This is a genomic window from Ensifer sp. WSM1721 (assembly GCF_000513895.2).
In the GTDB taxonomy this organism is placed as follows: Bacteria; Pseudomonadota; Alphaproteobacteria; order Rhizobiales; family Rhizobiaceae; genus Sinorhizobium.
Genome location: NZ_CP165782.1, coordinates 846,202 through 864,709, shown reverse-complemented (window position 1 = coordinate 864,709; position 18,508 = coordinate 846,202). Strand labels below are relative to the sequence as shown.

Below are 18,508 nucleotides of genomic sequence, written 5' to 3'. Positions count from 1 at the left end.
CTGTCGTCTTGCCTAGGCTTGGGACCGCTTCACCTCCCAGGTCGTCACCCGCTCGCCGGTCTCCGGGTCCTTGCCGTCCTTGAGCTGGATGCCGCGCGCCAGGAGGTCCGCTCGGATTGCGTCCGCCTCTGCATAATTCTTCGCCTTTAGGAGCTCGAGACGCGCGCGCACGCGGCCGTCGATCTCGTGGACCACCGCCTCGTCGAGCTCGATTTCCTTCGGCACCACGCCGATCAGCGCGGCACTCGCGGCGAAGACGCCGAGGTACCGCGAATCGGCGGAGGCCTTCTGAGCCAGAGCGTGAAGCGCCTGGATCGCCGCGACCGTGTTGAGATCGTCGGCGAGCGCCGCCACGACCGCCGGATCCGGCTCTTCTCGAACTTCACCGGCAACCGGCCACTTCGAGAGCAGATGCTCGGCCTCCTCCAGCCGCTTCATCGAGAAGTCGATCGGCTCGCGGTAATGAGTCATCAGCATCGCCAGCCTCAGCACTTCGCCCGGCCATTTGCGGCCGCCGAACTTCTCCGTATGCAGAAGCTCGTAGATGGTGATGAAATTGCCTTCCGACTTCGACATCTTGCGGCCCTCGACCTGCAGGAAGCCGTTGTGCATCCAGACGTTCGCCATCACCTCGGTGCCGTGAGCGCAGCGCGATTGGGCAATCTCGTTCTCGTGGTGCGGAAAGATCAGATCGATCCCGCCCCCGTGAATGTCGAACACTTCGCCGAGATAGTGCCTGCTCATCGCCGAGCATTCGATATGCCAGCCGGGACGGCCGCGCCCCCAGGGGCTCTCCCAGCCCGGCTCATGCTCTTCGGAGAGCTTCCAGAGCACGAAGTCGCCCGGATTTCTCTTATGCGCCTCGACCGCTACGCGGGCGCCGGCCTGCTGCTCCTCGAGATTACGCTTCGAAAGCTGGCCGTAATCCGCCATCGATGTGGTGTCGAAGAGCACCTCGCCCTCCGCCTCATAGGCGTGACCCTTGGCGATGAGTTTTTCGATGATCTCGATCATCTCGGCGATATTTTCCGTGGCGCGCGGCTGTACGGTCGGATCGAGGCAGCCGAGCACTGCGGCATCGTCGAGGAACTGCTTTTCAGTCGTCTCGGTCACGCGCCGGATCGCTTCGTTCAGCGGCAGACCCGGATAATCGCGCAGCGCGCGCGCATTGATTTTGTCGTCGACGTCGGTGATGTTGCGTGCATAGGTGACGTGGCTTTCGCCATAGACATGAACCAGCAGCCGGAAGAGCACGTCGAAGACGATGATCGGCCGCGCATTGCCGATATGGGCAAAATCGTAGACGGTCGGGCCGCAGACATACATGCGGACGTTTTGAGGATCGATCGGCCGGAAATCGGCCTTCTCCCGCGTCAGCGTGTTGTACAGCTTCAAAATCGGCATTGCGGCCATCCCAATCTCCAAGCCTGCATGCAACCATCGGAATATAGCGCCCGGATGGCCCCGCGTTTGTCATCTTGGATTTCTGGAGACGAAAACGGCCAGGCCAGCGGGAGCGCTAGCGAATAATCTTCCGGCAGATAATGCAGATAACCGTTTTCATGGCGATCCTTATCGCGCGTCGCTCGGCGCCGGTCAAGAGGAGAGCGCCATGCAAGCGAAAGTCGTCATTTTGCAACCATAGCGGCCATGGATTTGTCACGATTTGGCTTATGTGACATCGCCATACCGGGGGAGGAGATTCGCGAATGCAGCCGACACTGCTTCAGGTCCTGTTTCCCGAGGAACAACAGGGACATGGTTTTCGTTCAAAAGTAACGAAGACAAATGCGCTGATTAGGGAAGACACCAAGGAATACATGCAATGAAGGCCGCCAAGACCGCCGAACGCAAGCCGCCCCCATCCGATCTGCTGACGAAGTACCGCCCGCTCGGCCTGAAGGCCGTACTCGCCGCCGCACTACAGGTAAAAGCCAAGCCTGCTGGCAAGAAGGTCATGAAGCGCCCCGTTGAGGGCGATCATCTCGGGGTCGGTCCGACCCGCAGACATAAAAGCACTTAGAACAGCGACATCTGGCCGTCATCGTCGCGATCGTCCGCCCGGGCTTTGCTTGCTGCCGGCGCGGCGGGAATGACAGGCGCGACCTCGTCCTGAATCTCGGGCCCCGTATTGGTGACCTTGTTCACCTTGTCCGAGACCGGGATCGCCTCGAAGTAGGCCTCCGCAGCCGGAACCATGAGATCCGTCACGTCGCGCGGCTCTTGGGTCCTGCAGTCGAGCCAGCGGGCAAAATCTTCCGGCTCGATGACGACGGGCATGCGATCGTGGATGTGGCGGACAACGCGATTCGCGTCGGTCGTGAGGATTGCCGCCGTGTCGACCTCCGAGCCATCGGCGGAGGACCAGGTTTCCATAAGCCCGGCAAAGGCGACGATGCCGCCTTTTCTGGGGCGCACCCAATAGGCTTGCGAAGGTTCGCCACCGCCTTTCGCAGGACGCCGCCATTCGTAGAAGCCGGAGGCCGGCACCAGTATGCGGCGGTGGCGCATCGCCGCGCGGAAGGCGGCCTTGCCGACTGCCGTCTCGGCACGCGCGTTGATGAGCAGCGGGAATTTACGAGGATCCTTTACCCAGCCCGGGGTGAACCCCCAGCGCACGAGTAGGGCCTTGCGCTCCGGGAGATTGCTGCCCGGCTCCGCCCGATCCGAAGCGACGATCACGATGATCGGTTGGGTCGGGGCGATGTTGAAACGAGCCGGGAAGTCGTCCGCCTCCAGCAAGCCAAACAATTCCATCAATTCTTCCGGCGTTGCCGTCAGCGCAAAGCGTCCGCACATGACATCGGTGTGGCACTTCACGTAAGATGGGTCAACGACCCAGTTGAAATTCGATTCCCAGATGCCGAACCAACCCGAACACGCTTCTTCCGCCATCCTCGAACGGGACGGACGTTATCTGCTCGTCCGGCGGGCCAATCCGCCGTCGGCGGACATGTATGCCTTTCCCGGCGGCAGGGCGGAGCCCGGCGAGACGCCGGCGGAGACGGCCCTGCGCGAACTCGCCGAGGAAACCGGCATAAGCGGTCGCGATCCCGTGCTCTTCGAGACCTACGATCTGCCCGGAAAAGAATCGGAGGGGCGGTATTTCCTGCTGTCCGTCTTCACCGTCGAGGCCGATGCCGATTCGGTCGCCGTCGCTTGCGACGACGCCGCCGGTGTCGGCTGGTTCACACCGGAGGAAATCTTCGCGCTTCCCATTCCCCCTAGCGTTCGCGACTGTGTGGAGAAGCTGGCCGCCGTCCGGCTGACGAGGCATCCCGGCCGATGTGGCCTTGCAAACGGTGCCGATTCGGATTTGATGCGCTCATGATCAGCGCAGCGTTCTTGCTTAGACTTCTCCTGACGGGCGCCCTCCTCGCGGCAGCCGCAGGTGCGGTGGCGCAGGAAAAGCAGCCCGCCGCGCAGGAAAAAAACCAGACTTCCCCTGCCCCGGCCCCGGAGGAAAAGCCGACGCCCTACGACGAGCGGCTGCTTCGCCTCGCCGAAATCCTCGGATCGGTCCACTATCTGCGCAATCTTTGCCTCGGCCAGCCGGAGGACGCCTGGCGACGCTCCGCGCAGGAACTCCTCGACAAGGAAACGGCCGGCGAGCCGAAACGGCGCGAGCGCATGACCGCCGCTTTCAACCGAGGCTACCGGACCTTCGCATCCGTCTATACGAGCTGCACTGAGCCGGCGACGCTCGCAGAGCAGCGATACCGTGCCGAAGGTGCAACACTCGCTTCAGAAATCGTCGCCCGTTTTGGAAATTAGGGATAAATTAACCTCTTTTTCCGCGAGGCCGTGTCGTTTCGGGAAAAGACTGCTAAGTTTATTAAGAGAGTGGTAAGAAGTGACCGGCCTGTCTGCCCGTTCAGTCGCGGTTCAGCGGAGAGGCGCTAGGTTAGCCAAGTGCACGTAACGGAAGCCGCATGGAACGAATGATGCAACCAAGCCTGACCGACATCGATGACATGATCGTCCACGAGAAGATGCAGGCAGCCCTTGAGCACCAGAACGAGGCCTGGGCGGACGGCATGGCAGATGGTATCGAGCCGGAAATCATTGCTGATGCAGCGATCGCACTAGCCATGCGCGAGACGATTCGGCTCCATGGCGAAGAAGGTGCCGAGGCAATGTTGAATTCGCTTCGTGAGCGCATGCTCGCCGGAGAGTTCTCGCCACAGCGGACAATTCAGTAACATCAGGACTGCCCCATGAGCCGGAACCTTGCAAACCGGGCCTTCCCGGTTGGCCTTGTTACGTTGCTGCTGGCGAGCGTGGCCGTCTGCGCACCGATCACGGCCGTGCCCGCGCTGGCACTCAGCGAGCTCCAGGGCGCGCCCGTTGCCGGCGGTCAAAATGCGGCGCCGGCCGAAGCGCCCGACGAAGCCGCGCCGGAAGAAGAGTCTCCGCTCGAAATTCCGATGCCCGACCCGCTGGTCGACAGGGCGGCGGTCGGCACCAAGGACGATCAAATCGCCGCGCCCGAGGTGGTCGAACCCGTCGAAGTGCTGACCGACGTTTCCAAGATTCCGGAATCCGTCGCCCGCATGCGCGAACTGATCGTCGAGGCAGCCGCTTCCGGCGATATCGAACGGCTGCGGCCTTTGCTGGGCAAGGGCCCGACCCAGACCCAGGTGACCGGAACGGGCGACGACGACCCCATCGCGACGCTTAAAGGGCTTTCCGGCGACCAGGAGGGCATCGAGATCCTCGCGATCCTCCTCGACGTGCTTTCGACAGGCTTCGTGCTCGCGGACAAGGGCACGCCCGACGAGGTCTATGTCTGGCCCTACTTTGCCGAGAAGCCACTCTCGTCGCTGACCCCACCGGAGAAGGTGGACCTATTCCGCTTGGTGACTGCCGGAGACTTCGCCGGCATGGAGGAATTCGGCAGCTACAATTTCTATCGCGTCGGCATCACACCGGACGGCCGTTGGAAATTCTTCGTCGCCGGCGACTAGAGCCGGAATGATTGAGCGGTCTCGCCCATATTCTCCCTCTCGCCTCGTGAGAATCGATCGGTGCGCTTGCCGATCATCGGCGGACATCCTACCTCTTCGGGAAAGACAGTAGGATTCGACATATGCCCAGGGTTTGTCTCGACGACCGCGCGATCATCCGCATTTCCGGAAAGGACGCTGAGCCTCTTCTCCAAGGCCTGATCACGACGGATATCGGCGCGCTGGCTGAGGACGAAGTCAAACCTGGCGCGCTGCTTACGCCGCAGGGCAAGATCCTCTTCGATTTCCTGATTTCCCGAGACGGCGAGGCGTTGCGGCTGGAGACGACGGGCGACCAGGCGGAGCCGCTCTTGAAGCGTTTGACGATGTACAAGTTGCGCTCTGCCGTGGAGCTCTCGCTGCAGTCGCCGGCATCGGTGACGGTCGTCTTCGAGGAGGACCGCCCTGCCGAGAGCTATCGCGACTATCGCTTCGAAAAAGCGGGCTTGGCCGTCTTCCGCCTTTACCGCGAGGCGGCTGCCCCGGACGCAAGCGTTGCCGATCTCGACCGGTTGCGCATCGCAGCGGGAATAGTGGAGGCAGGCCACGACTATGCCCTGCAGGACGCCTTTCCACATGACGTGCTGATGGATATCAACGGCGGCCTTTCCTTCCGTAAGGGCTGCTATGTCGGCCAAGAAGTCATCTCCCGCATGCAGCACCGCGGTACGGCACGGCGCAGGGTCGTCGTCGTTACGGGCGACGCACCGCTGCCGCCGACAGGCGCGAATATTTCCGTCAACGGGCGGTTGATCGGTTCGCTCGGCACCGTTCAAGACAAATCCGGCCTTGCGATCGTGCGCATCGATAAGGCCGGCGAGGCGATCGCGCGGGCAGACCCTATACTTGCGGGCGATGTGCCGGTTACGCTAACGCTGCCCGCATGGACGGGCCTCGGCTTTCCGAGCGAGGCCGACGAGGCGAGCGCATGATGAATGCGCGCGCCTGGCAGCGCATGCTTTCCGGCCGGCGGCTCGATCTTCTCGATCCCTCGCCGCTCGATGTCGAGCTTTCCGACATCGCCCATGGGCTCGCCCGCGTGGCGCGCTGGAACGGTCAGACCTCGGGCGACCACGCGTTTTCGGTGGCCCAGCACAGCCTTGTCGTCGAGGACATTTTCCGCCGTACCAACCGCTGCAATGCCGAGGACTGCCTGATGGCCCTGCTCCACGATGCGCCGGAATATGTCATCGGCGATATGATCTCCCCTTTCAAGGCGGTCGTCGGCGGCGGCTACAAGAGTGTGGAAAAGCGGCTCGAGAGCGCCGTGCACCTGCGCTTCGGACTGCCGCCGCACACGCCCAAAGAGCTCAAGGAGCGGATCAAGAAGGCCGACCGAGTTGCGGCCTATTTCGAGGCCACGGAACTCGCCGGATTCTCGGCGGAGGAGGCTCGTAAGTTCTTCGGCCAGCCGCGTGGTATCACCCGCGAGGCCCTGTTGATCGATCCCCTGCCCGCAGTCGAGGCGCAGCGCCTCTTCGCGGCGCGCTTCAGCGCGCTGGAAGCCGAGCGCAGCAGGGCACGGCAGGAGGCCTGACCGTGGCGGTGATCGTCGTCTCGCCGCTCGCGCGCATCGCTGAAATGGCCGTTCGCCACGGCTGCCGCGAAATGCTGAGCCTCGTGGCAAAAGGTCAGGATTTTCACCGTCCCGCCGTGATCGACCAGACGAAGCATCTGACGATTGGTGTCAACGATATCAGCTTTGCCGGCACCGGCGATCTCGTCGCGCCGCAGGAAGAGCACGTCGAACGCATCATCGACTTTGCCCGCAACTGGGACCGCGGGCGGCCACTGCTCATCCATTGCTGGATGGGCGTTTCCCGCTCGCCCGCCGCGGCGCTGATCGCCGCCCTCGCCGTCGAGCCGGACCAGGACGATGAGTATCTGGCGAGGCGCTTACGGCTTGCTTCGCCTTTCGCAACGCCGAATGCGCGGCTCGTGGAGATCGGCGATCGGGCGCTCTCTCGCAACGGACGCCTTGCCGCCGCCGTGCGCTCGATCGGCCGCGGCGCCGATGCCGACGGCAATGCGCCCTTCGCCCTGCCGCTCCGTCCGGAGAAGGCGTCTGATGTCGGTCGTTGAAGAGCGGCCGATCACCGTCGAGATCGGGCTCAACGCGGTCGTCGTCGCCGTCGTAAACCGAAGTCCGCGTATCCTCGCCGTCAGCGAAGCGGATGGAGACTCGCGCGATAGTCTGCCCTTTGGACCCTTCGATCCGGCCCATCACCGCACCTTTGAGGCGAACCTTCGCGCCCATGTCGAAAAGCAAACCGCGCTCAAGCTCGGCTACATCGAGCAGCTTTATACGTTCGGCGACCGCGGCCGCCAGCATCTGCCTGGGGAAGAAGGCAAGCACATGGTCTCGGTCGGCTATCTGGCGCTGACACGCACCGACGCCGAGAACAACGAGCGGCTCGCCGAGGCCGGCGCCCACTGGCGGGACTGGTACGGCTACCTGCCGTGGGAAGACTGGCGGCAGGGCCGCCCCGCCATCCTCGACCAGACGATCCTGCCGGCGCTTGGTCGATGGGAGGTAGAGCTATCGGGCGAGGAGAAGTCCGCTTCGACCGTGCAGCGCCGTTCGCGGGTGCGCCTCGCCTTCGGTCTCGACGATTTTCCCTGGGACGAGGAGCGCGTGCTGGAGCGCTACGAACTGCTTTACGAAGCGGGACTCGTGCGCGAAGCGGTGATCGACGGCCATCGCCGCAATCCCGAGAACCCGGCGCTGGGGCTGGCGATGCGGCACGACCACCGCCGCATCGCCGCGACCGCCGTTGCCCGGCTGCGCGGCAAGATCAAATACAGGCCCGTCGTCTTCGAATTGATGCCTCCCGAATTCACCCTTACCGACCTGCAGGCGACCGTCGAAGCGATCTCCGGCAGGCACCTGCACAAGCAGAACTTCCGTCGGCTGGTCGAAGGGGCGGAACTGGTGGAGCCGACCGGCGTGACGCTCGCCTCCACGGGTGGCCGGCCGGCAGCGCTCTTCCGCTTTCGCCGTCAGATTCTCGACGAACGCCCTGCCCCCGGCCTCAAGGTTGGAGGGCGATAACTATTGGACAACGGCGCAGGCCAGGCGATCGCCGGCATCGCCGGCCGGCTGGCTGCGATTGTCGTCGGAATGCGCGTGTATCACCAGGGCACGCCCGCGGAGGGCGTTTCCCTTGTCGTCGAGCGATACGAAGCTGTTGAAGACCTGCGCGCGCAGGATGCCATCAGCCCCGACATATTGGTTCGGCATGTCCCCTATATGAGGACCGTTTGCCGCGAGGAAGCCATGCTCCGCGTTTTCGTCCTCTCCGACGAAATGGTTGCCGGCCGATTCGAAGCCTCCTGCCGCATCGCAGCGCCCGTTTTCATGAGCGTGGAAGGCAACCCAGGTATCCTTGGGTAGGCCGCTCACCTCCATCTCGATCAGCACGCCCTTGCCGCCGGCCGTCAAAGTCGCCCTTCCGGTGTCCTTGCCGTCCTTGCCCACGAACTCGGCAGTGGCCGTTTGGGAGGATTGTTGCGCCGAGGCGGCGGCCGCCATTCCCGCCGCATAGGCAATCGCGATCATCATTCTCATCATCGGAGATCCTTCCTCATCACTCCCGGGCTGATGGGGGACAACGCGCGGCTGCCGGGGTCGTTCCGCGCGAACGCGGCAGAGTTGCATTGTAACCGGAGAGCCTGACTAAATCGACACGTCAAGGCCGATGTCGAGGGTTGGCGCCGCCATGGTGATCTTCGACGTCGAGATGAAGTCGACGCCACTTTCGGCTATCGCGCGGATCGTCTCGATCCTCACATTGCCGGACGCTTCCAGCCGCGTTCGACGCTCATCGCCGGCATAGGAGGCAGCGCTCAATCCCCAATGCGCGGCATTGATTGCCACGGCTTCGCGCAGCAGGTCCGGCCCCATATTGTCGAGCAGGACGACGTGCGGCGTAGCCGCCAACGCCTCGCGCAACTGCGCGAGCCCGTCGACTTCGACCTCGACCTTGACAAGGTGGCCGCAATAGCCGCGCGCGGCGCGGATCGCGCCCGCGACACCGCCGCAAACGGCAATGTGATTGTCCTTGATCAGCACCGCGTCGTCGAGGCCGTAGCGATGGTTGGAGCCGCCGCCGAGCCGAACGGCGTATTTCTCGAGGGCGCGCAGGCCGGGGATGGTCTTGCGCGTGCAGCACACCTTTGCCGCGGTATGGGCGATCTCGTCGGCGAACTTCGCCGTATAGGTCGCGATCCCCGAAAGATGCATGAGAAAGTTGAGCGCCACCCGTTCCGCCGAAAGCACGCCGCGGGCACGGCCCGAGATTCGGGCAATCGTCGTGCCGGGCCTCACGCGGTCGCCGTCGGCGGCGAGCGCCTCGAAACGGATCGAAGGATCGACGAGGCGGAACGCTGTGCGCGCCAGGTCCAGGCCGGCGATCGCGCCCGCTTCGCGCACACTCATATGCGCCGTCGCCGTCATGTCCGGCCCGATGGTGGAAAGCGTGGTGATGTCGCCAGCTCGACCCAAATCCTCCAGGAGCGCGGCTTTCACCTGCTCTTCCACCATGAGGGTGGGCAATTCCGGACGAAGGGCAGAGGTCATGGCGTTGTTCTCGCGATTGAGGTCATCTTGCGGGTTGCCGACGTCATGCCGGCTCTGTCTCGGCCACGTCTGCTGCGAGGCGCTCGGCCTGAGCGAGCGTCAGATAGGTCCTGCGTTGCCATTCCGGCCGATCGGTCGGGCAATCGGCGCGGAAATGGCCACCACGGCTTTCCGTGCGCTGCAGCGCGGCGACCGCGATGAGCTTGGCCGTGGTGACGATATTGGCAAAGCGCAATCGGTTGTTGGCGCGCTCCAGATCGGCGATCTCGCGGATCGCCCGCGTCAGGCTCCCGCGCGTGCGCACGACGCCGACGCATTCGCTCATCAGACGGCGCAACACCTTGAAGGGCGGGCTATCCTCGACCGTCACCAGATCGTCGCTCTCGCCGGCATCGTCGCCCCAATGGGCGAGCTTCGGCGCCGGCAGGGTGCCCTTGATGTTTTCCGCGATACGCGCCGCGAAGACCACCGCCTCGAGCAGCGAATTCGAGGCCAGGCGATTGGCGCCGTGAACCCCGGTCGAGGTCACCTCGCCGGCCGCCCAGAGACCGTCGATCGAGGTCCGCCCCTCTCCATCCGTCAGCACCCCGCCCATGTGGTAGTGCACCGCCGGAGCGACGGGAATCGGCTGCGTCACCGGGTCGATCCGGGCAGCCATGCAGGAGGCATAGACGGTCGGGAACATTTCGGGGAAATGCTTGCCTACCGCCTTGGTGCAATCGAGGAAGGCGCCGCGTCCGGCCTTGACCTCGGCGAAGACACCCCGCGAGACGACGTCGCGCGGCGCCAGCTCGCCATCGGGGTGGATGTCGAGCATGAATCGATGGCCCTTGGAGTTGATGAGGATCGCGCCGTCGCCGCGCAGCGCCTCGGTCGCGAGCGGTGCCGGGTCCTTGCCGATATTGATTGCGGTCGGATGGAACTGGACGAATTCGGGATCGGCGATGATAGCGCCAGCCCGCGCCGCCATGCCGACGCCCTGGCCGCAGGCTTCCCACGGATTGGTGGTGACGGCATAGAGATGCCCCACGCCGCCCGAGCAGAGGACGACGGCGCGCGCCGGGAAGGAAACGCGGCTCTTCGACTGACCAGCATCCGGCCTTGCGACGACGCCGGAAATGAACCGTCCTTCGCGCACCAGTTCCTCGACGACATAGCCTTCGAGCACGCGGATCGACGGTGTGCGCCGCACGGCGGCGATCAACGCTTCCATGATCGCCTTGCCGGCCATGTCGCCCTTGACGCGGACGATGCGCCGCTCGGAATGCGCGGCCTCGCGCGAAAGCAGGAGCTTGCCCTCGAGATCGCGGTCGAAGGGCACGCCATATTCGAGCAGGTCGTGGATGCGGGCAGGTCCTTCGGCGACCATCATCCGCGTCATCTTCTCGTCGACGATGCCGGCACCGGCGGCGACCGTATCGGCGACGTGTTTCTCGAAGGTGTCGCCGGTGCTCATCGCCGCAGCAATGCCACCTTGCGCCCAGGCCGAGGAAGCGCCGTGGCCGATCGGCGCGGCAGCGAGGATGGTGACGGGACGCGGCGCGAGCTTCAATGCGCAGAAAAGTCCGGCAAGCCCGCCGCCGACGATGACGATGTCGTCGATCCCATTGAAGGACTGCGGGCGAAAATGGTCGGTCAGCATGGCTCGGTTACTCCTCCAACGGCCTACTACTGCGCCGGGCCATGTGCCCGGCTGCGTCAAAGGTTGGAGCGGGATGCGGGCGGAAAACCGCGCACACTTTTCCTCATCCCGCTTTGAATTACTGCTTGAGGTTGACCATGCGCTCGACAGCGAGGCGCGCGCGGTCGGCGATCGCGGGATCGACCAGAACCTCCTCCGTCATGTTGAGCAGACTGTCGAGGATCTTCGGCAGCGTGATGCGCTTCATGTGCGGACAGAGATTGCAGGGCTTGACGAAGTCGACGCCTTTGACTTCCGCCTGGATGTTCGACGCCATCGAGCATTCGGTCACGAGCAGCACCCGCTCAGGCCGCTTGTCCTTGACGTAGTTGATCATGCCAGAGGTGGAGCCGGAGAAGTCGCAGACGGCGATCACGTCCGGATGGCATTCCGGGTGGCCGATAATCTCGATACCGGGATTGGCCTCCTTGTAGGCCAGGAGTTCGCCCGCCGTGAAGCGCTCGTGGACCTCGCAGTGCCCCTTCCAGGTCAGGATCTTCTTGTTCGTCTGGCGCGCGACGTTCATCGCCAGATATTCGTCCGGAATGCAGAGCACCGTATCGGATTCGAAGCTTTCGACGACGGCAAGCACGTTGGACGAGGTGCAGCAGATATCGGTCTCCGCCTTCACCTCTGCCGAGGTATTGACGTAGGTGACGACCGGCACGCCGGGATAGCGCTGCTTCAGCAGCCGCACATCGGCGCCGGTGATCGATTCCGAAAGCGAGCAGCCGGCCTTGACGTCCGGGATCAGCACGGTCTTTTCCGGATTGAGCAGCTTCGACGTTTCGGCCATGAAGTGCACACCGCACTGGACGATGATTTCGGCATCGACCTTGGTGGCATCACGCGCAAGCTGCAGGGAATCCCCGACAATATCGGCGACGCAGTGGAAGATATCCGGCGTCTGGTAGTTGTGTGCCAGAATGACGGCGTTGCGCTCTTTCTTCAGCCGGTTGATCGCGTGCACGTAGGGCGCATAGGCGGGCCACTCGATCGCCGGAATGAAGTCCTTGACCTTCTCGTAGAGATGCTCGGTCTCGCGGGCGATCGCCGCTGTAAAGGCGAGGTCCGGTTTCTCGATGACGCCGAAGCGCGCCGCAGCGCTTACGAACGTCGGGGCAGACGCTGCATCCGCGCGAAGGTCGAGTGTTGTCATCGGGCTCTCCTCTCTTGCCGTCTCCGGCAACCGCCAATTATGCTCACATTGAGCATAATTGCGTCAAAACAAAAGCGGCTGAGCCGCCGCGACTGATTTAGAAAGTTTTGTGACAGATTTCAAGGAAGATGCGCCCGAGAAATCCCGGGCGCATCGGATTTGATTTACGCCATGGCCGGACGCGCGACGCCCCGCTCCTCGATCGGCCAATGGACGATGGCAGCGAAGAGGCCGAGCGCCACGCCCACCCACCAGACCGGATCGTAGGATCCGAACTGATCGTAGAGATAACCGCCCATCCACACACCCAGGAACGAGCCGATCTGGTGCGACAGGAAGACGATGCCGCCGAGCAAGCCGAGGTGTCGCGTCCCGAACATGATCGCCACCAGAGCGTTCGTCGGCGGCACGGTCGAGAGCCACAAGAGCCCCATGACGATCGCGAAGACGATGACCGAAGTCGGAGATTGCGGCAGCAACAGGAAAGCGGTGACTGCGACCGAGCGGGCAATATAGATCAGCGCGAGGAAATAGGGCTTCGAATAGCGCTGGCCGATGAAGCCGGCCGACAGCGAACCGATGATGTTGAAGAAGCCGATAAGGGCCAGCGCGATCACCGCATAGCGCGCATCGATGCCGATGTCGCCGATATAGGCCGGGAAATGCGCCGTGATGAACGCGACTTGGTAGCCGCACACAAAGAAGCCGGAGACAAGCAACAGATAGCTCCGATGGCCGAACGCTTCCTTGAGAGCCTCGCCGATTGTCTGCTTGTAGAGCGCCTCCGACTGGCGCCCGGAGGCTGCATTGCCCCTGAGCGGGACAGCAACGAGCGGGACCAATAGCATCAACAGACCGAGATAGACGAGACTGTCGGACCAGCCATAGGCGGAAATAAGCCCCTGACTCAGCGGCGCGAACAGGAACATGCCGGCCGATCCCGCAGCGGTGCCTATGCCAAAGGCGAGCGAACGTTGCTCAGGCGCGACATTGCGGGCGAAGGCGGAGAGCACGATGCCGAAAGACCCCGAGGCGACGCCGAGACCAACGAGGACGCCGCCGCCGACATGCAGCCAGATCGGCGCATCGGCAAAGGCCATCATGAAAAGGCCCGAGGCATAGACGACGCCCGAGAGCGCGAGCACGCGCCAAGTCCCGAACTTGTCGGCGATCGCCCCGAAGAATGGCTGACCGAGTCCCCAGCAGAGGTTCTGGAGCGCCATGGCGAGGCCGAAGGTCGTTCTATCCCAGCCTTTTTCCGCCAACATCGGCAGTTGAAAGAACCCCATGGCCGAGCGCGGACCGAAGGTTAGCATGGCGATCAAGGAGCCGGCGACGATGATGAGCCAGGGCAAGCTGCTGCGCTCGACGGCGCGGATAGCGGCGGGAGAAACAGCGGACATGGGCAAGCTCCGGTTGATGAGGGCCCATAATATGGCGGCGCGCACAAAATGAGGAAAGCCAATTAAATTGACGATGGGATCACAGAAATTGATGCGGCAGCCCGATGTCGCTCAACTGCTGCGGCGCAGCTTCATCGGCCAGCCTTCGCTCCGCCGGCGGGCGACCTTGACCTCGTCGCCGAGCCTCAAGGTTCCCTCGCTCCGCGGCACGGCATTCCAGCCGAAGAGCACACCCGGCACCCGGCGGTCCGCCGACATGCGCTTTTCCGCAAGCGCCTGGATGGGATTGCCGCCGATGCGTCCGCCGGTCGTCTGGTCCTGTGTGGTCATGATGCACCGGGCGCAGGGCTTGACGAGATCGAAGATGATGCCGGCGATCTCCAGGCTTTCCCAGAGGTCTTCCGCCCAGGCCTCGTCGCAATCTATCAGAATATTAGTGCGGAAACGCTCCATGCCGACCGGTTCTTGCCCCTTTTCGATCAGCGTGCGGTTGAGGTCGGCAAGCGAGGCCGTCGTCGTGATGAGGATCGGGAAGCCGTCAGCGAAGCTGACAGGGGCCGCCGCCCCTGCCCATTCGGCGCCGACGAAGCGCTCGGCCTCTTCATCCATGTGAACGAGCTTGACGGGCCGAGCCAACCAGCCGGACAGCGTGTCGTTGACTGCATCGTCGGCGACGGCGGCATCGACGTCGCTCGACCAGACGCGAACGTCGAGGCGGCGATAGGGGTCGAAGCGAACGGCGAGTTCGCGGCTGTTCATTCTCAGGTGCACGCCGCCCTCGATCTGCCGCGCTTCCACCTGCGCCAGCGCCTGCAACTCGCGTTGCGTGATGAAATGGCCATCGGGCTCGACAACCATGAAACGCCGGTCGCCGGCCAGTCCGTCGAGATTGACCGCGACGGTCGTTTGCGGCACGGCGCGACCGCTCTTCAAGGGGTGGATGTTGAGGCCGGCCACTTTCATCGCAAATCTTCCGAGTTCAGAAACTGATTCAGGCCGCTCGCGCGCTGAGTCATGGAGCGGCGGCAACATGTTGGCAGAATTAGATTTCGTCGAGGAACATGGCAAGCACGTTGCGCAATCGCGCCTGGCGCTCCATTGCCAGCCGCCGCCCGGCCGCTGTCTGGAAACCATCTGCCAGACGGAAAAGCTTCGTCTCGAAATGGTCGATCGCGAAGGCCTTGTCGTCGAGCGGGCGGTCGTCGGCAAGCGGATCGAGCGGATCGTAGAGGCCGCTGCCCATGCGTCCAGCGATGTAGAAGCAGCGCGCCGCGCCGACCATGCCGATGGCGTCGAGCCGGTCCGCATCCTGCAGAATCTTCGCCTCCAGCGTCTCGGGCGGGATGTTGGCCGAAAAGCTGTGGGTCAGGATGGCATGCGCGACGGCCGAAATTTCCAGCGTGCGCCAGCCGAGACCGTCGAGGACTTGCCAAGCCTTTTCGGCGGCAAGCCGTGACGCTCCCGCGCGCAGCGGCGAGTTCTTCTCGACCGAGACGCAATCATGCAGCAGCACGGCCGCGGCAAGCTGACGGGTGTCTCCACCCTCGTCCGCCTGGATGCGCATAGCATTCTTCCAGACGCGCATCAGATGCGCCGCATCGTGGGAGCCGTCGTCGGCAGCAAAGGCGTGCGGGAGAAGAATTGCGGCAAGATCGTCGTGAGGCGTGAAGGCCTCTGCCAGGACGTGAAATTGCGTCATGCCGGGTGCGCTCTCTCGCCGGTGTCGGTTTCGCCCGCCGGAGCGTTGCCTGGGCCTCCTCCGCCGCTGCCCGACAGGATCTTCTGGTAGAACAGGCCGATGCCGATCAGCACGCCGCCGAGGCCGATAAAGGAGAGGGCCCGCAGGACGCCTTCGAGATTGGACATATCGACCAGGAAGACTTTGAGCACGGCTATGAAGACGAGCACGGCGGAGGCGATGCGGATGCTCTTGGTATTAGAGCGCGAGCCGGCGACGAGCAGCAGGACCCCAAGTACGAGCCAGACCACCGAATAGGTGTATGTCTCGCCCTGGAGGAAGCCCTTCCAGTCGGCGACGTTCTCGCCCTGCCAGAAGCGGCGGACGCTTAACGTCGCCCAGGCAAAGGCAAGGACCGCCCCGCTGACGGCAAGCGCCGTCACATAGGGCAGAGGGCGTCTGCCGCGCGCGTACCAGGCGAGGCCTGCATAGCCGACGGCCGGGAGCAGGTAACCGACAAAAAGCAGGTCGAAGAAGGGGACACTTCCGAGCAGTTCGCCGCTGAAATAGGGGTTCAGACCCACGAGATGGGCGGAAAGCACCGAGAGCATGGAGAGGACGCCGAGCACCATTCCGCCATAGCGGAACACCGGGCTCGGCGATCTTCCGTCAAGCGTCATGAAGATGCCGGAGGCGCCGATGGCGAGGAGCGTGTAGATCGCCTGTTCACCGAGTGTCGGCACCGAACTGTCGAGCACGCCGCCATTCATGGCGTGCCGCACCAGAATCGCAAGCGTCAGCAACACGAAAAGGCTCGCGAGCGCCTGCAGCAGATTGCGCGCGCGGACGTCCTCGGAGATCCGCAGGAAATAAGCGCATGCGACAAGCAGCAGCGCCGGAATGCCGTAACCCGGCAGGAGCGCGTTGAAGACCGGCGTTGTTCCAAGGCTGCCGGCACCGACGATCGTCGGCTCCCAGGCAATCCGTGCAAGGACAACGATGGCGGAGGCCACCGTCACCCAGGGGAGGATGGGCCATGAGCGAAGACGCGTGGCGAAGGTGTACCCCGCTCCGAGGACCGCAATCCCGAGCGTCGTAACTAGGCCCTCTGTCCAGGCATGTAGGCCGATGACGAAGAGGCCGAAGGACCCCAGTACCAGAAGCCCTGCAGCCGTGTCCGCATCTTCCGTCTCGGCGCTCCGGCGATAGAGCCATTCCACCAGGCCGAGAAGGAACAGGCCACCAAGGAAGGCGGCAAGCCCGTGCGGCAGGTCGAAGGCGAAGGTGCCGGTCATCAGGAACGACATGGCGAGCAGCGCATTCGCCACAACGGCGGCGATGCCGGCCCAGAGGATCGCGAATTGCCGATCAGCGGCAAGGCGCCGAGCGAGCACGAAAGACCCGAAGACAACGAAGAGCGCCGACAATGTCATCGCCGTCAGCATGGCCGTGCGGCCGGGAACGACGATCTCGGGCGATGGCGCTGCGAAGGACGGGTCGAGATAGGCCAGAAGGTTGCTGAGCGCCGTCAGGCTCCAAGTGCCGGCGATGGCGCCGAGGGTGGCGAGCAGTGCCGCATAGACGGCCGTTGCCCGCAAGGCACCTACCGCGGCAAGGGCCGCGATCACGACCACGAACTCGGTTACGGGAAAATGCGCGGCGTCAACCGCCGGGCTGATGAACAGAAGGGCGAGAAGAGTGGCGACGATCGCAGCAGATAGGGAGATCGCTGCATAAGGCGGCTTGAAGAGCCTTTCCCACGCTCCCTCCGCCGCCGCGTCCGGCTCCCGTATCGGCGACGCCGCCGCAGGCCGCTCCACACCGCCCGGCCAGACGAGGCCGACGCCGGCAATCATCACCAGGAGCGCAAGGGCGACCGGCGGCGCTTCGAAAGGCGTGGCCAAGGCGACATAAGCAAGTCCCCAAAGGCCGAGACCGGCATTGGCGAGTGTAGGCACCACCGTCCAACGGCGCAGACGCGATGCGGCGAGCGTCGCAAACCAGGCGATCGCGAGGAAGCCGAACAGCACCCAGGGACTCGGCTCTGCGCTCGACACGAAAAGCGGCGTCAGAAGCGACGCCAAAAGACCGAGCCCGGCAAGCGCCTGGCCATGCAGCAGCGAGAGACCGACAGTCGCCAGCGAGATCAGCGCCAACAGCACGAAGGCGGCACCGGTGCCAATAAAACCGTAGATGCCATGGGCCGCATAGACGACGCCAAAGAGCGTGACGGCGCCGGCCGCGGTCAGCACGCCTGGGATCATTGCATTGCGGAACCGATCGGCGCTCGTCGGCATGGCGCGGCGCCGGATCACCTCGCCGGCGACGCCGAGCAGGAGGCCGAAGCCCGCGGCAAGCGTCAGGCGCACGGCCGGGCTCAGGAGGCCCGCATCGATCGAATATTGCACGAGGAAATAGCCGCCGAGCGCGAGCGCGAGCCCGCCGACCCAGACAGGCCAGCGCCCGCCGATGCGGCTTTCAAGACTCTCGGTCCGATCCACCCTGGGCTCGCCGGTTGCTGACGGGGCAGCGGGCATTTCGCGCGCAGCCTGATCGAGCCCCTCCTGATTCGGCGCCTCGTCGCTGGAAATCCGAGCACCCTGCCGTGCCTGCGACCACGGCCCCTCGGCCGGTTCTTCCTCCGGTGTGCGCCCCTCCGGTCCAGCCGATGCAAGGTCCGGTGCTGGCTCTGCCACCCTTCGCTCAGCGAGCCGGGCAATCTCGGCCTTCAGGGTCTCGATCTCCGCATCCAGCCGTTCGGCGGTGTTCCGGCCACGGAGAAAGGCGGTGAGCGCCATTACAAAGGCAAGAAGGGCAATGACCTCAAACATCGATTCCCCCAGCATCGCAACCAGTTTTGCGATCGATTCGGACGACGTTAGCGCGAAACGGGCGCGGAAAATACTGCATGAGATATTCGTGGCTTGCGCGCATCGGCGCGTCCCTTCCACAGCCGCAAATCGCTTGACTGCCGGGTGCCGCAATCTCTTCATTGAACTGTC

19 protein-coding genes are annotated in these 18,508 nt (G+C 63.9%); 9 read left to right on the top strand and 10 right to left on the bottom strand.

Annotated features, from left to right (window positions below; translation table 11 throughout):
- Positions 1–12: 12 nt before the first annotated feature.
- The gene (gene cysS / locus M728_RS04190) at positions 13–1,413 is read right to left on the bottom strand and encodes a cysteine--tRNA ligase (RefSeq protein WP_026619168.1); all 1,401 of its coding nucleotides are present in this window, start codon (positions 1,411–1,413) and stop codon (positions 13–15) included.
- A 412-nt stretch (positions 1,414–1,825) separates the two neighbouring features.
- Here cysS and M728_RS04185 point away from each other — a divergent pair, with 412 nt between their 5' ends.
- Positions 1,826–2,023: a hypothetical protein gene (locus M728_RS04185; protein WP_034883099.1), complete on the top strand. Its 198-nt coding sequence runs from the start codon at positions 1,826–1,828 to the stop codon at positions 2,021–2,023.
- On the opposite strand, the gene M728_RS04180 is transcribed toward M728_RS04185, so the two are convergent.
- Complete coding sequence (locus tag M728_RS04180; protein WP_034883097.1) at positions 2,020–2,799, bottom strand: SOS response-associated peptidase; 780 nt, start codon at positions 2,797–2,799, stop codon at positions 2,020–2,022. The genes M728_RS04185 and M728_RS04180 overlap by 4 nt on opposite strands.
- 61 nt (positions 2,800–2,860) lie before the next feature.
- On the opposite strand from M728_RS04180, the gene M728_RS04175 reads away from it, so the two are divergent.
- From M728_RS04175 to M728_RS04140, 8 genes are all read left to right on the top strand, one after another.
- A complete protein-coding gene (locus M728_RS04175; RefSeq protein ID WP_026619420.1) occupies positions 2,861–3,331 on the top strand; it encodes an NUDIX hydrolase in 471 nt (156 codons plus the stop codon).
- On the top strand, positions 3,328–3,774 hold the full coding sequence (locus M728_RS04170; protein ID WP_026619166.1) for a TIGR02301 family protein: 447 nt from the start codon (positions 3,328–3,330) through the stop codon (positions 3,772–3,774). The genes M728_RS04175 and M728_RS04170 overlap by 4 nt, the downstream gene beginning before the upstream one ends.
- Before the next feature lie 158 nt (positions 3,775–3,932).
- Positions 3,933–4,202, top strand: coding sequence for a hypothetical protein (locus M728_RS04165; protein ID WP_026612668.1), 270 nt, complete (start codon positions 3,933–3,935; stop codon positions 4,200–4,202).
- Between the two features lie 15 nt (positions 4,203–4,217).
- A complete protein-coding gene (locus M728_RS04160) occupies positions 4,218–4,967 on the top strand; it encodes a hypothetical protein (RefSeq protein ID WP_026619165.1) in 750 nt (249 codons plus the stop codon).
- A 122-nt stretch (positions 4,968–5,089) separates the two neighbouring features.
- Entirely contained in the window at positions 5,090–5,938 is an 849-nt protein-coding gene (locus M728_RS04155) for a folate-binding protein YgfZ (RefSeq protein WP_026619164.1), read from the top strand.
- Positions 5,935–6,543 carry a YfbR-like 5'-deoxynucleotidase gene (locus M728_RS04150; RefSeq protein WP_026619163.1) on the top strand — a complete coding sequence of 203 codons (609 nt, stop codon included), beginning with the start codon at positions 5,935–5,937 and terminating at the stop codon, positions 6,541–6,543. Before M728_RS04155 ends, M728_RS04150 begins: the two co-directional genes overlap by 4 nt.
- Before the next feature lie 2 nt (positions 6,544–6,545).
- A complete protein-coding gene (locus M728_RS04145) occupies positions 6,546–7,088 on the top strand; it encodes a tyrosine phosphatase family protein (protein WP_026619162.1) in 543 nt (180 codons plus the stop codon).
- Positions 7,075–8,058: an NAD regulator gene (locus tag M728_RS04140; RefSeq protein WP_156943342.1), complete on the top strand. Its 984-nt coding sequence runs from the start codon at positions 7,075–7,077 to the stop codon at positions 8,056–8,058. The genes M728_RS04145 and M728_RS04140 overlap by 14 nt, the downstream gene beginning before the upstream one ends.
- Here M728_RS04140 and M728_RS04135 read toward each other — a convergent pair whose 3' ends face one another.
- The 8 genes from M728_RS04135 to M728_RS04100 form a co-directional block, all read right to left on the bottom strand.
- Positions 8,059–8,577 (bottom strand): superoxide dismutase family protein, encoded by a 519-nt coding sequence (locus M728_RS04135; RefSeq protein WP_026619160.1) that lies wholly within the window; start codon positions 8,575–8,577, stop codon positions 8,059–8,061.
- A 105-nt stretch (positions 8,578–8,682) separates the two neighbouring features.
- On the bottom strand, positions 8,683–9,585 hold the full coding sequence (gene nadC / locus M728_RS04130) for a carboxylating nicotinate-nucleotide diphosphorylase (RefSeq protein WP_026619159.1): 903 nt from the start codon (positions 9,583–9,585) through the stop codon (positions 8,683–8,685).
- Positions 9,586–9,628: 43 nt separating this feature from the next.
- The gene (locus M728_RS04125; RefSeq protein WP_026619158.1) at positions 9,629–11,227 is read right to left on the bottom strand and encodes an L-aspartate oxidase; all 1,599 of its coding nucleotides are present in this window, start codon (positions 11,225–11,227) and stop codon (positions 9,629–9,631) included.
- Positions 11,228–11,345: 118 nt separating this feature from the next.
- A complete protein-coding gene (nadA, locus tag M728_RS04120) occupies positions 11,346–12,425 on the bottom strand; it encodes a quinolinate synthase NadA (protein WP_026619157.1) in 1,080 nt (359 codons plus the stop codon).
- A 164-nt stretch (positions 12,426–12,589) separates the two neighbouring features.
- Positions 12,590–13,828 (bottom strand): MFS transporter, encoded by a 1,239-nt coding sequence (locus tag M728_RS04115; RefSeq protein ID WP_026619156.1) that lies wholly within the window; start codon positions 13,826–13,828, stop codon positions 12,590–12,592.
- Positions 13,829–13,939: 111 nt separating this feature from the next.
- Complete coding sequence (locus M728_RS04110; RefSeq protein ID WP_026619155.1) at positions 13,940–14,791, bottom strand: MOSC domain-containing protein; 852 nt, start codon at positions 14,789–14,791, stop codon at positions 13,940–13,942.
- 79 nt (positions 14,792–14,870) lie between these two features.
- The gene (locus tag M728_RS04105) at positions 14,871–15,527 is read right to left on the bottom strand and encodes an HD domain-containing protein (protein ID WP_026619154.1); all 657 of its coding nucleotides are present in this window, start codon (positions 15,525–15,527) and stop codon (positions 14,871–14,873) included.
- On the bottom strand, positions 15,524–18,337 hold the full coding sequence (locus M728_RS04100; RefSeq protein ID WP_034883142.1) for a DUF2339 domain-containing protein: 2,814 nt from the start codon (positions 18,335–18,337) through the stop codon (positions 15,524–15,526). The genes M728_RS04105 and M728_RS04100 overlap by 4 nt, the downstream gene beginning before the upstream one ends.
- Between the last annotated feature and the right edge of the window lie 171 nt (positions 18,338–18,508).

What these genes read in the sequence shown, in the direction of transcription:
- cysS (WP_026619168.1), bottom strand. Translation starts at nt 1,413, where the DNA reads ATGGCCGCAATGCCGATTTTGAAGCTGTACAACACGCTGACGCGGGAG.
- M728_RS04185 (WP_034883099.1), top strand. Translation starts at nt 1,826, where the DNA reads ATGAAGGCCGCCAAGACCGCCGAACGCAAGCCGCCCCCATCCGATCTG.
- M728_RS04180 (WP_034883097.1), bottom strand. Translation starts at nt 2,799, where the DNA reads ATGTGCGGACGCTTTGCGCTGACGGCAACGCCGGAAGAATTGATGGAA.
- M728_RS04175 (WP_026619420.1), top strand. Translation starts at nt 2,861, where the DNA reads ATGCCGAACCAACCCGAACACGCTTCTTCCGCCATCCTCGAACGGGAC.
- M728_RS04170 (WP_026619166.1), top strand. Translation starts at nt 3,328, where the DNA reads ATGATCAGCGCAGCGTTCTTGCTTAGACTTCTCCTGACGGGCGCCCTC.
- M728_RS04165 (WP_026612668.1), top strand. Translation starts at nt 3,933, where the DNA reads ATGGAACGAATGATGCAACCAAGCCTGACCGACATCGATGACATGATC.
- M728_RS04160 (WP_026619165.1), top strand. Translation starts at nt 4,218, where the DNA reads ATGAGCCGGAACCTTGCAAACCGGGCCTTCCCGGTTGGCCTTGTTACG.
- M728_RS04155 (WP_026619164.1), top strand. Translation starts at nt 5,090, where the DNA reads ATGCCCAGGGTTTGTCTCGACGACCGCGCGATCATCCGCATTTCCGGA.
- M728_RS04150 (WP_026619163.1), top strand. Translation starts at nt 5,935, where the DNA reads ATGATGAATGCGCGCGCCTGGCAGCGCATGCTTTCCGGCCGGCGGCTC.
- M728_RS04140 (WP_156943342.1), top strand. Translation starts at nt 7,075, where the DNA reads ATGTCGGTCGTTGAAGAGCGGCCGATCACCGTCGAGATCGGGCTCAAC.
- M728_RS04135 (WP_026619160.1), bottom strand. Translation starts at nt 8,577, where the DNA reads ATGATGAGAATGATGATCGCGATTGCCTATGCGGCGGGAATGGCGGCC.
- nadC (WP_026619159.1), bottom strand. Translation starts at nt 9,585, where the DNA reads ATGACCTCTGCCCTTCGTCCGGAATTGCCCACCCTCATGGTGGAAGAG.
- M728_RS04125 (WP_026619158.1), bottom strand. Translation starts at nt 11,227, where the DNA reads ATGCTGACCGACCATTTTCGCCCGCAGTCCTTCAATGGGATCGACGAC.
- nadA (WP_026619157.1), bottom strand. Translation starts at nt 12,425, where the DNA reads ATGACAACACTCGACCTTCGCGCGGATGCAGCGTCTGCCCCGACGTTC.
- M728_RS04115 (WP_026619156.1), bottom strand. Translation starts at nt 13,828, where the DNA reads ATGTCCGCTGTTTCTCCCGCCGCTATCCGCGCCGTCGAGCGCAGCAGC.
- M728_RS04110 (WP_026619155.1), bottom strand. Translation starts at nt 14,791, where the DNA reads ATGAAAGTGGCCGGCCTCAACATCCACCCCTTGAAGAGCGGTCGCGCC.
- M728_RS04105 (WP_026619154.1), bottom strand. Translation starts at nt 15,527, where the DNA reads ATGACGCAATTTCACGTCCTGGCAGAGGCCTTCACGCCTCACGACGAT.
- M728_RS04100 (WP_034883142.1), bottom strand. Translation starts at nt 18,337, where the DNA reads ATGTTTGAGGTCATTGCCCTTCTTGCCTTTGTAATGGCGCTCACCGCC.